The organism is Massilia sp. UYP11 (genome assembly GCF_050434805.1).
GTDB lineage: Bacteria > Pseudomonadota > Gammaproteobacteria > Burkholderiales > Burkholderiaceae_D > Telluria.
Genome location: NZ_JBNDJE010000012.1, coordinates 100,655 through 111,554, shown reverse-complemented (window position 1 = coordinate 111,554; position 10,900 = coordinate 100,655). Strand labels below are relative to the sequence as shown.

General features: G+C 67.0%; 8 protein-coding genes. 7 read left to right on the top strand and 1 reads right to left on the bottom strand.

The genetic code is table 11. The annotated features are described in order from the left end of the window. Nucleotides 1-63 precede the first annotated feature (63 nt). From ABIB38_RS16545 to ABIB38_RS16530, 4 genes are all read left to right on the top strand, one after another. Complete coding sequence (locus ABIB38_RS16545) at nucleotides 64-1,329, top strand: Hsp70 family protein (RefSeq protein WP_429205453.1); 1,266 nt, start codon at nucleotides 64-66, stop codon at nucleotides 1,327-1,329. A 51-nt stretch (nucleotides 1,330-1,380) separates the two neighbouring features. Then, nucleotides 1,381-2,058 (top strand): 3'-5' exonuclease, encoded by a 678-nt coding sequence (locus tag ABIB38_RS16540; RefSeq protein ID WP_429205451.1) that lies wholly within the window; start codon nucleotides 1,381-1,383, stop codon nucleotides 2,056-2,058. Nucleotides 2,059-2,186: 128 nt separating this feature from the next. Then, a complete protein-coding gene (locus ABIB38_RS16535) occupies nucleotides 2,187-3,611 on the top strand; it encodes a tetratricopeptide repeat protein (protein ID WP_429205449.1) in 1,425 nt (474 codons plus the stop codon). A gap of 246 nt (nucleotides 3,612-3,857) precedes the next feature. Further along, the gene (locus ABIB38_RS16530) at nucleotides 3,858-6,026 is read left to right on the top strand and encodes a prolyl oligopeptidase family serine peptidase (RefSeq protein ID WP_429205447.1); all 2,169 of its coding nucleotides are present in this window, start codon (nucleotides 3,858-3,860) and stop codon (nucleotides 6,024-6,026) included. A 164-nt stretch (nucleotides 6,027-6,190) separates the two neighbouring features. Here ABIB38_RS16530 and ABIB38_RS16525 read toward each other — a convergent pair whose 3' ends face one another. Beyond that, entirely contained in the window at nucleotides 6,191-6,766 is a 576-nt protein-coding gene (locus ABIB38_RS16525; protein WP_429205445.1) for a helix-turn-helix domain-containing protein, read from the bottom strand. 212 nt (nucleotides 6,767-6,978) lie between these two features. Between ABIB38_RS16525 and ABIB38_RS16520 the strand changes: the two genes are divergently transcribed. From ABIB38_RS16520 to ABIB38_RS16510, 3 genes are all read left to right on the top strand, one after another. Further along, complete coding sequence (locus ABIB38_RS16520; RefSeq protein ID WP_429205443.1) at nucleotides 6,979-8,181, top strand: glycine C-acetyltransferase; 1,203 nt, start codon at nucleotides 6,979-6,981, stop codon at nucleotides 8,179-8,181. Between the two features lie 52 nt (nucleotides 8,182-8,233). Then, nucleotides 8,234-9,196, top strand: coding sequence for an NAD-dependent epimerase/dehydratase family protein (locus tag ABIB38_RS16515; RefSeq protein ID WP_429205441.1), 963 nt, complete (start codon nucleotides 8,234-8,236; stop codon nucleotides 9,194-9,196). A gap of 89 nt (nucleotides 9,197-9,285) precedes the next feature. Beyond that, a complete protein-coding gene (locus tag ABIB38_RS16510; protein WP_429205439.1) occupies nucleotides 9,286-10,668 on the top strand; it encodes an L-serine ammonia-lyase in 1,383 nt (460 codons plus the stop codon). The last annotated feature ends 232 nt before the right edge of the window (nucleotides 10,669-10,900 follow it).

Here is a 10,900-nt window from a genome sequence, read left to right as displayed (position 1 = left end):
AGAGCCCGCTTACAGGGAAATCCAAATCTGGTAACATACCGCCCCTTCAAGACAAAGGTTCCTATGGTGCACGCTTGCGGCGTTGACTTCGGTACGTCCAACTCCACGGTCGGCTGGCTCCGGCCAGGCACGACCCATTCCGCCTCCACGGCGCTCCTGACGCTCGAGGAGGGCAAGCCGACCTTGCCGTCGGTGGTGTTCTTCAATGCCGACGACGAGCGGGTCAGCTACGGTCGCGCGGCGCTGGCCGAATACCTCGAGGGATACGAGGGCCGCCTCATGCGCTCGCTCAAGAGCCTGCTCGGCACCAGCCTGATCGACGGCCAGACCGAGGTCGCCGGGCGCGCGCTGCCGTTTCGCGCGCTGCTCTCGCAGTTCATCGGCGAAGTCAAGCGCCGCGCCGAGAGCCAGGCCGGCGTGCCGTTCGAGCGCGCGGTGTTCGGCCGTCCGGTATTCTTCATCGACGACGACCGCCGGGCCGACCAGCTGGCCGAAGACACGCTGCGCGAGGTCGCGCACGCGGTGGGCTTCAAGGAGATCGGGTTCCAGTACGAGCCGATCGCCGCCGCCTTCGACTACGAAGCGCGCATCGAGCGCGAGGAACTGGTCCTGATCGCCGACATCGGCGGCGGCACCTCGGACTTCTCGCTGCTGCGCCTCGGCCCGCAGCGCGCCGGCCGCGTCGACCGGCGCGACGACATCCTGGCCAACGGCGGCGTGCACATCGGCGGCACCGATTTCGACAAGTACCTGAGCCTGGCCAGCGTGATGCCGCTGCTCGGCTACGGCAGCAGCCTGCGCTCGGGTGCGGCGATCCCGTCCAGTTATTACTTCAACCTGGCGACCTGGCACACGATCAACCAGGCCTACACGCGCAAGAGCGTGACGCAGCTGGCCGACCTGGCGCGCGATGCGGCCGAGCCAAGCAAGATCGCCCGCCTGCAGAACCTGATCGACGAGCGCGCCGGCCACTGGCTGGCGATCGAGGTGGAGGGCGCCAAGATCGCGCTGTCCGACGCCGACAGCGTGCGCCTGCGGCTCGATCGCCTGGCGCCGCCCGAGACGCTCGACGTCTCGCGCGCCGGGTTCGAGGCCGCCATCGCCGGCCTGGTCGACCAGGTGGCGACGACGGTGAGCAGACTGTTCGCGGATGCCGGGGTGAAGCCGGAAGACGTGGATACGGTATTCTTCACGGGCGGCTCGAGCGGCGTCGGCCTGCTGCGCGAGCGCATCGGCGCCATGGTGCCGGGGGCGCGCCGCGTGGAGGGCGACCTGTTCGGCAGCATCGGCACCGGCCTGGCGCTGGACGCGCTGCGCAGGTTCGGATAAGGGGCGGCTGGATCCGGCCACGACCGCCCACGTACACTACAGGATGAAACGATGAGTATGTATGATCGACCGCTGGTGATGCTCGACTTCGAGACCACCGGTCTGTCGCCCGAGATGGGCGACCGCATCACCGAAGTGGCGGCGCTGCGCATCGTCGGCGGCGAGGTGACGGAGCGCTACGTCTCGCTGGTGAACTGCGGCGTGCGGGTGCCGAGCTTCATCACCCAGCTGACCGGGATCACGCAGGCGATGGTGGACGGCGCGCCGCCGGCGCACCAGGTGGTGCCCGAACTGCTCGACTTCATCGGCGGCGACGTGCTGTCGGCCCACAACGCCAGCTTCGACGAGAAGTTCCTCAAGGCCGAAGGCGCGCGCTTCGGCCGCGCCACCTCGCACGCCGGCCTGGTGTGCTCGCTGAAGCTGTCGCGCCGCCTGTTCCCTGGTCTGGCCAGCTACAAGCTGGGCCTGCTCTCGCACCAGCTCGGCATCGAATTTCGCGGCACTGCCCACCGGGCCGAGGCCGACGCCCAGGTGGCCGCCGACGTGCTGCTGCACGCCGCGCGCCACCTCGGCCGCGCCTGCGGCATCGAGCAGGTCGAGCCGGCGCTGCTGGTCTCGATCAACAAGGTCGCCGCCGCCAAGATTCCCGCCTTCCTCGACAAGTACGCGGCTACCGTGCGCGCACGCCGCGAGGCGGCCTCTGCCGCCCTGGCGGCCTGCGCTGCCTGACCCAAACGTGACGGTCAAGCGTGGCGGCAGGTGCGCCGCTGACCGTCCGATTGTGCGGTCGCAAACCCCGAAGTCCTCGCTCTCCTTAAAATTTTAACAACAGGATCAAGACCGCCGAGAGGATTTCGATGAGCGAGGATGCCGCCCGCCAGGGCACTGCCACCTACGAGTGGTTCCACCGCGCCGCCAGCGGCGGTAATCCTTACGCCCAATTCAACCTGGCCCAGCTGTACCTGCGCGGCGACGGCGTCGCGCGCGACGACGCCAAGGCGGCCGCCTGGATGGCGCGCGCCGCCCAGCAGGGGCTGGCCTATGCCCAGAACCACCTGGGCGCCATGTACTACAACGGCCGAGGCGTGCGCTGCGACCACACGCGCGCTGCGCACTGGTTCCAGCGCGCCGCCGAGCAGGGCGACCGCTCGGCCCAGCACAATCTGGGTCTCCTGTACCGCAAGGGCCGCGGCGTGCCGCGCTCGCACAAGGCGGCGATCGGCTGGTTCTACCGGGCCGCCGAACAGGGCATGGCGCGCGCCCAGACCCAGCTCGCCGAAGGCTATCTGCACGGCCTCGGCGTCAACGTCAGCCATCCGCTGGCGATGGCATGGTTCCGCAAGGCCGCGATGCAGGGCCACGTGCCGGCGCAGGTGCAGCTGGCCCAGATGTATGCGCGCGGGCAGGGCGTGGCGCCAAGTCCAGGCCAGGCGTTGTACTGGTTTCGCCATGCGGCCGGGGCGGGCGACCCCACCGCCCAGCGCCAGCTCGGCCTGGCCTATGCCGAAGGCCGCGGCGCCGGGCCCGATCCGGCCCTGGCCATCCATTGGCTCGAACGCGCGGCGGCCGGCGGCGAGCGCGAGGCGCTGTACGTGCTGGGCGGGTTGCTCTCGGGCGGGGGCGTGGCGCGCGACAGTGCACGCGCGCTGCGCTGCTACATGCAGGCGGCGGCCCAGGGCCACGTGCAGGCCCAGTACCGGGTGGCGCGCATGCTGGCCGGCGGTTGCGGCGTGCAGCGCGATCCGGGGCGCGCGCTCGGGTTCTACCTGCAGGCCGCCGAGGGCGGCGCCGCCAATGCCCAGTTCGCGCTGGGCCTGCTGTATGCCAAGGGCCTGGGCGTGCCGCGCGACCCGGCCCAGGCCGCCGTCTGGTACCGGCGCGCCGCCCAGCAGGGCGACGCCAGCGCCCAGAACAACCTGGGCGCCATGTATGCCTGCGGAGAAGGCGTGCCGCGCGACGACAACCTGGCCGCATACTGGTACCGTCGGGCGGCGCGCCAGGACCACGCGCCGGCCCAGCACAACCTGGGTGGGCTGTACGCCGCCGGGCGCGGCGTCGCCAGGAATCCCGTGCGCGCCTGCATGTGGGCCTGGCTGGCGCGCCAGGGCCGCGGCCTCGACAAGGCGGCGCCGGCCGACGTCGCGCTGGCCGCCAGCACGGCGGCCAACGACTATACCGCGCTGCTGAGCCCGGCCGAGCGGAGCCGGGCGCGGGCCCTGGTGGAGCGCTGGCTGGCGTCGAAGACGAATCCGCGCCGGCTGCTCCGGCGCACCGGCGCATGAGCGTTCTCACCGCCTGCGCTCTTGCGCGCCATCTTGCGCGCCGTCCTGCGCGTGCATTCCTCCGGGCTTGCGTCGGACTCTCCCGAGGGCACGCCGCATCCCGGCATGCATGTCGCATGGACCGTCAATACGTGCCTGGCAGCCAGCGGCAGGGCGCCGGGCGGGGCCATATTCAAGCATGTCATTTCACGCTATGATGCCCTGCGGCCACAAGCCCACACCATCATTCAACAGCCCGAGAAGACTATGCACATGAGACTCGCCACGCTCGCCGCCGTCCTGACCGCAGCTTTCGCCGCGCCAGCAATGGGGCAGAGCTGCTCGCCGGCCGGCCCTTCGCTCACCTATCCGGTAACGAAGAAAGTCGACCAGACCGATAACTACCATGGCACCGTGGTGGCCGACCCCTATCGCTGGCTCGAGGACGCCAACAGCGCGGAGACCAAATCCTGGGTCGAGGCCCAGAACAAGGTCACGCAAGCCTACCTGGCGCAGATCCCGCAGCGCGAAGCGATCCGCCAGCGCCTCACCCAGCTCTGGAACTACGAGCGCTACAGCGTGCCGGGCAAGGAAGGCGGCCGCTACTTCTACACGCGCAACGATGGCTTGCAGAACCAGGCCGTGCTGTACACCCTGAAGAACCTGAACGACCAGCCGCGCATGCTGCTCGACCCCAACACCCTCGCCCTGGATGGCACCATCGCCCTGGCCGGCGCCGAGGTCAGCCCCGACGGCAAGCTGCTGGCCTACAGCATCGCCGCGTCCGGCTCCGACTGGAACGAGATCAAGGTGCGCGACATCGATACCGGCAAGGACCTGCCGGACCACATCAAGTGGGTCAAGTTCTCGAGTACCGCCTGGACCAAGGACGGCAAGGGTTTCTTCTACAGCCGCTACGACGAGCCGAAAGAGGCGACCAAGCTGGCCGACGTCAACTACTTCCAGAAGCTGTACTACCACCGCATCGGCACGCCGCAAAGCGCCGACACCCTGGTCTACGACCGCGCCGACCAGAAGGAATGGGGCTTCGGCGGCCAGACCACCGACGACGGCCGTTACCTGATCATCACCACTACCAAGGGAACCGCGCCGAAGTACCGCGTCTCGTACAAGGACCTGTCCAGGCCGGATGCCAAGGTCGTCGACCTGATCGACAACTTCGATGCCGGCTACGACTTCATCGACAACGTCGGCACGGTGTTCTACTTCAGCACCGACCGCAACGCGCCCAAGAAGCGCATCGTCGCCATCGATGTGAGCAAGCCATCCGAGAACAACTGGAAAGAGATCGTCGCCGAGAGCGCCGACACCCTGGCCGGCGCCGACATCGTCAACAACCAGCTGGTGCTCGAGTACCTGAAGGATGCGAAGAGCGTGGTGCGCGTGGTGTCGCTCGAAGGCAAGCCGGTGCGCGAGATCGCGCTGCCGGGCATCGGCACCGTGGGCGGCCTGTCGGGCAAGCGCGGCGACGCCGAGACCTTCTACTCGTTCACCGGGTTCACCAATCCGACCACGATCTACCGGCTGAACCTCAAGAATGGCGAAAGCACCGTGTTCCGCCAGCCGAAGGTCGCCTTCAACCCGGCCGATTATGAAACCCGCCAGCAGTTCTACACGAGCCGCGACGGCACCAGGGTGCCGATGTTCATCGTGTCCAAAAAGGGTCTCAAGCTGGACGGCTCGAACCCGACCTACCTGTACGGTTACGGCGGCTTCAATATCGCGCTGACCCCGAGCTTCTCGCCGGCCAACCTGGCGTGGATGGAAATGGGCGGCGTCTACGTGCTGGCCAACCTGCGCGGCGGCGGAGAATACGGCGAAGCCTGGCACCAGGCCGGCACCAAGCTGAAAAAGCAGAACGTGTTCGACGACTTCATCGGCGCGGCCGAATGGCTGGTGCAGAACAAGGTCACCTCGCCGAAGAAACTGGCGATCGGCGGCGGCAGCAATGGCGGCCTGCTGGTCGGAGCGGCTACCACCCAGCGTCCGGACCTGTTCGCGGCGGCGATTCCGAGCGTGGGCGTGATGGACATGCTGCGCTTCCACAAGTTCACCATCGGCTGGGCCTGGACTTCAGACTATGGCTCATCGGAAAATCCTGACGAGTTCAAGGCGTTGGTCAAGTACTCGCCGCTGCACAACCTGAAGCCGGGCACGTGCTATCCAGCCACCATGGTCACCACGGCCGACCACGACGACCGCGTGGTCCCGGCGCACAGCTTCAAGTACGCCGCCGCGGCCCAGGCCGCCCAAGCCGGCGCGGCGCCGATCCTGATCCGCATCGACACCAAGGCGGGCCACGGCGCCGGCAAGCCCACCAGCAAGCAGATCGAGGAAGTCGCCGATCGCTGGGGCTTCCTGTCGCGCGAGCTGCAGATGGGCGAGGCGGCCAAGACGGTTGGCGGCTCGCACTAGGTATTGACGCGGTATTGACGATCGGCGGGCGCTACGCCGGCTGAACAAGACAAAGGCCGCCGGGGCAACCCGGCGGCCTTTGCTTTCATGCCCGATTGCTGGACCTGTCGTCCCGCCTGCCGGCCCGCCTTTCGGCCCGCTTCCCGGCCCGCTTTTCGGCCCACCTACCGGTGAACCACCACCAGGACCGCTTTCGCCTCGGCCTTGCCCGTATTGCGAATCACATGGTTCTGGTCGGCCGAATACCTCGCCGTCGCCCCATGCCGCACCTTGCGCTTCTCGTTGCCCACTTCCAGCTCGACCGTGCCGGTGATCACGGTCAGATGCTCGCCAGTGCCCGGGTCGTGCGCCTGCGAGACCAATTCGCCCCCCGGCGCGAGGGTCAGTTCATACCACTCATACTTGCCGGCCAGGTCCATCGGACCCAGGATGCGCAGCGAATAGCCGGCGTGCGCGCCGGGCAGGGTAGGGATCTCGTGGGCCTCGACCACCCGGATCAGGTCCGCCGTGCGCACCTCGGACGACAGCAGCTCGCCGATCTGCACGCCCAGCGCATTGGCCAGGCGCCAGGTGATGGCGATGGTCGGATTGGCCTTTTCGCGCTCGATCTGGGATAGCATCGATTTCGAGACGCCGGCAATGCGCGACAGGTCTTCGAGCGTCAGCCCGCGCGCCAGCCGTAGCCGTTGTAGCGTTGCGCCAACTTCTGGCGGCGCATTGTTTGTTAGAGTGGTACTCATTGTCCGTTGGGCTGTCCTGCCTAATGCAAATTGCTTATAAGTATATTGGAAGCCGCTTGCCAAGTTCATTGGCCGGGCGTAATATTCGATATATCGAATTTCTGTTCGAGATAGCGAACCAGTTCTCTACATCGAACGAACCAACGGTACAACATCCGCCGGCCGCCGGTCAAGCCGCCGGTCATGCCAAGCCACCAGAACAGGGGAACACCATGAGCGATCAAGCCTTCTACAGCAGCCTGCAGCAAAAACTCGCGACCTTGAAGGATGAGGGCCTGTTCAAGCCCGAGCGCGTGCTGGCCTCGCGCCAGGGCGCCGAAGTGGTGGCGCAGGATGGCCGTACCCTGATTAATATGTGCGCGAATAACTACCTGGGCCTGTCGGGTGACCTCGAGACCCAGAAAGCCGCCGCCGCCGCCCTCGACAAATACGGTTATGGCCTGTCTTCGGTGCGCTTCATCTGCGGCACCCAGACCGTCCACAAGGAGCTGGAACAGGCGCTGTCGCGCTTCCTCGGCACCGAAGACACGATCCTGTACGCGGCCGCCTTCGACGCCAATGGCGGCGTGTTCGAGCCGCTGTTCGACGAGAACGACGCCATCATCTCCGACGCCCTCAACCACGCCTCGATCATCGACGGCGTGCGCCTGTGCAAGGCCGCGCGCTACCGCTATGCCAACAACGACATGGCCGACCTCGAAAAGCAGCTGATTGCCGCGACCGCAGCCGGCAAGCGCCACAAGATCATCGTCACCGACGGCGTGTTCTCGATGGACGGCACCATCGCCCAGCTGGACAAGATCGTCGCGCTGGCCGAGAAGCATGGCGCCCTGACCATGATCGACGAATCGCATGCCTCCGGCTTCATGGGCGCGACCGGCCGCGGCACCCACGAGCATTGCGGCGTGGTCGGCAAGATCGACATCATCACCGGCACCCTGGGCAAGGCCCTGGGCGGCGCGATGGGCGGTTTCACCTCCGGCAAGAAGGAAGTGATCGAGACCCTGCGCCAGAAGTCGCGTCCCTACCTGTTCTCGAACACGCTGGCGCCGATGATCGCCGGCGCCTCGCTGGCGGTGCTGGAGCGCATCTCGACGTCCACCGAGCTGCGCGACCGCCTGCACGAGAACACCGCCTACTTCCGCAAGGAGATCGAGCGCATCGGCTTCACCATCAAGCCGGGCACCCACCCGGTGGTGCCGGTGATGCTGTTCGAGGCGCCGGTCGCGCAGAAATTTGCGGCGCGCATGTTCGAGCTGGGCGTGCTGCTGTCGGGCTTCTTCTATCCCGTCGTGCCGATGGGACAGGCGCGCGTGCGCGTGCAACTGTCTGCGGCGCACACCCGCGAGCAGCTCGACACCGTGCTGAAAGCCTTCGAGCAGGCCGGCAAGGAGCTGGGCATCATCGGCAACTGAGCAGAGCAAGAGCAGAGCAAGAACGACTACCCAGAGAAGCAAGGAACACAGCATGGAACGCATCCTCATCATCGGCGCCAACGGCCAGATCGGCAGTGAACTCGTCAGTGCGCTGGCCGACAGGCACGGCGCGCAGAACGTGATCGCCTCGGACATCGGCGACAAGAACTTGTACGGCGCCGCGCGCTACACCGTGCTCAACGTGCTGGACAAGGACAGCCTGGCGCGCCTGGTGGCCGATGAGGGCATCACCCAGGTCTACCAGCTGGCCGCCATGCTGTCGGCGACCGGCGAGAAGGCGCCCCTGACGGCCTGGACCCTGAACATGGACGGCCTGCTGAACATCCTCGAGATCGCGCGCGAGCGCGGCGAGGCGGGTAAGCCCCTGAAAGTGTTCTGGCCGTCGTCGATCGCGGCCTTCGGCCCGACCACCCCGGGCGAGAACACGCCGCAGTTCACGATCATGGACCCGACCACGATCTATGGCATCAGCAAGCTGGCCGGCGAGCGCCTGTGCGAGTACTATCACGCCAAATACGGCGTCGACGTGCGCAGCATCCGCTACCCGGGCATCATCAGCTACAAATCGCCTCCGGGCGGCGGCACCACCGACTACGCCATCGCGATCTTCCACGCGGCCCTGCGCGGCGAGACCTACGAATGCTTCCTGGGGCCGGAAACGACCCTGCCGATGATCTACATGCCGGACGCGATCCGCGCCACCATCGAGCTGATGGAAGCCCCTGCCGAACAGGTGGCGATCCGTTCGTCGTACAACGTGGCGGGCGTGTCGTTCAACCCGCGCGAACTGGCCGCCGCGATCGCAAAAAAGCTGCCGCAGTTTCGTATCGACTACAAGCCGGACAGCCGCCAGCAGATCGCCGATTCCTGGCCGAAGAGCCTCGACGACAGCCGCGCCAGCGCCGACTGGGGCTGGACATCGCGCGTCGGGCTCGACGAGATGGTGGAGTCGATGCTGAAGAATATCGACGTCGGCCTGGGCGTGGCGGCGTAAGCATCGCCGCGCCAGGATGGACTTCCGACGGCCTGCCGCCTCGACGCGCCAGGCCGCAATCATTATAAGAACCGAAAAGTGAGACAAGCATGGACATGAGTGTGTTCGACCTGTTCAAGATCGGCATCGGCCCCTCGAGCTCCCACACCGTGGGCCCGATGGTGGCGGCGCGCCGCTTCCTGCTCGAGAGCGCGATGCTGGACGAGGCGGTCGGCGTCGAAGCCCACCTGTACGGCTCGCTGGCGCTGACCGGCGTCGGCCATGCGACCGACAAGGCCGTGATCCTCGGCCTGATGGGCGAGACCCCGCAGGACGTCGACCCGGGCGCGGTCGAGGAAAAGCTGCTCGAAGCGGAGTTCGACGGCGTGCTGCCCCTGCTGGGCAAGAAGCCGGTGCCGTTCAGCGCGAAAACCCACCTGGTCTGGCACAAGGCCTCGACCCTGCCGGAGCATCCGAACGGCATGCGCTTCGTGCTCCATCTGCAAGACGGCAGCATCATCGAACGCATCTATTATTCGGTCGGCGGCGGCTTCATCACCACGGCCGGCGAGAGCCCGGCGCGCGCGCTCGATGCGCCCCCGGTCCCGTACCCGTTCGACACGATGGCCGAGTTGCTCGCGCATGGCCGCCGCGATGGCCTGAGCATTCCGCACATGCTGCGCGCCAACGAGCGCACGCGCATGAGTGACGCACAACTCGACGCGGGCCTGGACAAGATCTGGCGCGTGATGCGTGAGTGTATCTGCCATGGCTTGGTGACCGAGGGCCGCCTGCCGGGCGGCCTGGACGTGCGCCGCCGCGCCGCCGGCCTGTGGAAACAGGCGCAGCAAACCCAGCAGCAACCGCTGAACGCCTTGCCGCATGACGCGGTGCAGCAGGTGAGCCTGTACGCGATGGCGGTGAACGAAGAAAACGCGGCCGGCGGCCGGGTCGTCACCGCGCCGACCAATGGCGCGGCCGGCATCATCCCGGCGGTGCTGCGCTACTACGCCGAGGATTGCCGGCCGATCGAGCCGCAGCGCGGCGTGCGCGACTTTTTGCTGGCGTCGAGCGCGATCGGCATGCTGTGCAAGAAGAACGCCTCGATCTCGGGCGCCGAAGTCGGCTGCCAGGGCGAGGTGGGCGTGGCCTGTGCGATGGCGGCGGCCGGCCTGGTGGCGGCGCTCGGCGGCAGCAACGAACAGATCGAGAACGCCGCCGAGATCGGCATCGAACACCACCTGGGCATGACCTGCGACCCGATCGGCGGCCTGGTGCAGATCCCGTGCATCGAGCGCAACGGCATGGGCGCGATCAAGGCGATCACCGCCGCCTCGCTGGCGCTGAAGGGCGACGGCACCCACTTCGTGAGCCTGGACAGCGCGATCGAGACGATGCGCCAGACCGGCGCCGACATGCAGGTCAAGTACAAGGAGACCTCGCTCGGCGGCCTGGCGATCCATGTGGTGACGGTCAATCACGCGGCTTGCTGACAGGGTAGTGGCTGCTCAGCGGCCTTGGATTCCCGCCTGCGCGGGAAGTCATTCTTGCCAGTGGCAGGAATGACGGTTTTTAGGTTGGTGGGCCCGGTGATTCATTGTTGGCAGATGCACGTCATTCCCGCGCAGGCGGGAATCCAAGCCGCCACCCCGCCAGCCACCCAATTTTATTCACCCAAACAACTTTTCTGCAGCACAGCATACAATTTCGCTCGCTCCCACTATA

What these genes read in the sequence shown, in the direction of transcription:
- ABIB38_RS16545 (WP_429205453.1), top strand. Translation starts at nt 64, where the DNA reads ATGGTGCACGCTTGCGGCGTTGACTTCGGTACGTCCAACTCCACGGTC.
- ABIB38_RS16540 (WP_429205451.1), top strand. Translation starts at nt 1,381, where the DNA reads ATGAGTATGTATGATCGACCGCTGGTGATGCTCGACTTCGAGACCACC.
- ABIB38_RS16535 (WP_429205449.1), top strand. Translation starts at nt 2,187, where the DNA reads ATGAGCGAGGATGCCGCCCGCCAGGGCACTGCCACCTACGAGTGGTTC.
- ABIB38_RS16530 (WP_429205447.1), top strand. Translation starts at nt 3,858, where the DNA reads ATGCACATGAGACTCGCCACGCTCGCCGCCGTCCTGACCGCAGCTTTC.
- ABIB38_RS16525 (WP_429205445.1), bottom strand. Translation starts at nt 6,766, where the DNA reads ATGAGTACCACTCTAACAAACAATGCGCCGCCAGAAGTTGGCGCAACG.
- ABIB38_RS16520 (WP_429205443.1), top strand. Translation starts at nt 6,979, where the DNA reads ATGAGCGATCAAGCCTTCTACAGCAGCCTGCAGCAAAAACTCGCGACC.
- ABIB38_RS16515 (WP_429205441.1), top strand. Translation starts at nt 8,234, where the DNA reads ATGGAACGCATCCTCATCATCGGCGCCAACGGCCAGATCGGCAGTGAA.
- ABIB38_RS16510 (WP_429205439.1), top strand. Translation starts at nt 9,286, where the DNA reads ATGGACATGAGTGTGTTCGACCTGTTCAAGATCGGCATCGGCCCCTCG.